The sequence below is a fragment of the Pilosibacter fragilis genome, from assembly GCF_032490495.1.
GTDB lineage: Bacteria > Bacillota > Clostridia > Lachnospirales > Lachnospiraceae > Pilosibacter > Pilosibacter fragilis.
Genome location: NZ_JAVYJB010000057.1, coordinates 1 through 1,251, shown reverse-complemented (window position 1 = coordinate 1,251; position 1,251 = coordinate 1). Strand labels below are relative to the sequence as shown.

General features: G+C 38.7%; 1 protein-coding gene. It reads left to right on the top strand.

All coding sequences use genetic code 11. The features are described 5' to 3' along the window. The first annotated feature begins 77 nt into the window (after positions 1-77). Positions 78-1,199, top strand: coding sequence for an ISAs1 family transposase (locus tag ABCW45_RS17705; RefSeq protein WP_009259881.1), 1,122 nt, complete (start codon positions 78-80; stop codon positions 1,197-1,199). The last annotated feature ends 52 nt before the right edge of the window (positions 1,200-1,251 follow it).

The following is a 1,251-nucleotide window of genomic DNA, read 5'->3' as shown; positions in this document are numbered from 1 at the left end:
CACGAAAAACGCATGAGTAAATAAATTGTGAACATGCCCCTTTTCTGGTAAAATTAAAAGAAAAGGGGCGTTGGTATATGCAGGAATTATTAGATTGGCTGGAATACATAGAAGATGATCGCCAGCAAAGAAAAATTCGTCACACATTAAAAGATATTCTTGTTATTGTGTTGTTCGCAACGTTAGCGAATGCGGATGACTGGGTAGAAATGGCATTGTTTGCGGAAAATTATCAGGACTATCTTCGTAAGTATATCGAGTTAAAGAACGGGATTCCATCCCATGATACGATCAGACGTGTTATGGGGATGATATCACCAGAAATCTTACAACAACTCTATGGAAAATGGCAGGACCGATTAAATCAGGATGATGGAGAGCTGCTGAAAAAAATCATCTGTATTGATGGAAAAACCATGCGTTCCAATAAAAGGGGAGCTGGAAAGGCAGCTCACATTGTATCCGCGTGGAGTAAAGAGGATGGTTTTTGTCTTGGACAAAAAGCTGTTGAAGAAAAAAGCAATGAAATCGTAGTGATTCCAGAATTGTTGGATAAGATCCAGATAAAAGGCCAGACCGTAACGATTGATGCAATGGGAACGCAGACTGCAATAGCGGAAAAAATAAAGAAAAAACGGGCAGATTATGTTCTTGCATTGAAGAGAAATCAAAACAGCCTGTATGAGGATGTGCAGGAATACTTTTCGGATGAAGAGTTTCAAAAAAGAATCCGTGCGAGCGGTAATTACAAAAAGACACAGGAAAAAGCACATGGTCAGGTTGAAATAAGGGAGTATTATCAAACAGAAGATATTAAATGGTTAAGTCAGAAAAAGAACTGGAAAGGGCTGTCCAGTATCGTGATGGAAAAGAAAACGATAGAGAAGGATGGAAAGAGAAGGATAGAGTATCGTTATTTTATCAGTAGTTTAAAGGCAGATATAGAGCAGATCAGTCGTGCAGTCAGAGGACATTGGAGTATAGAAAGTATGCACTGGCATTTGGATGTAACATTCCGGGAAGATGCAAACACAACGTTAGATAAAATGGCAGCACAAAATTTGAATATCATAAGAAAATGGAGCCTAAGTATTTTGAAGCCGGCACAAATGACAAGGCATAAGTTGTCGATGAGAAAGAAAAGGTTCGTAGTTAGCATGCGTCCAATTCAGTATCTGGAAGAACTTTTAGAAGCTTAAAAATAGCTGAAAACAGAATTGGTGGTAGACAATCATTCATGCGTTTGTCGTG

Coding starts and splice junctions, on each gene's coding strand:
- ABCW45_RS17705 (WP_009259881.1), top strand. CDS start 78: ATGCAGGAATTATTAGATTGGCTGGAATACATAGAAGATGATCGCCAG.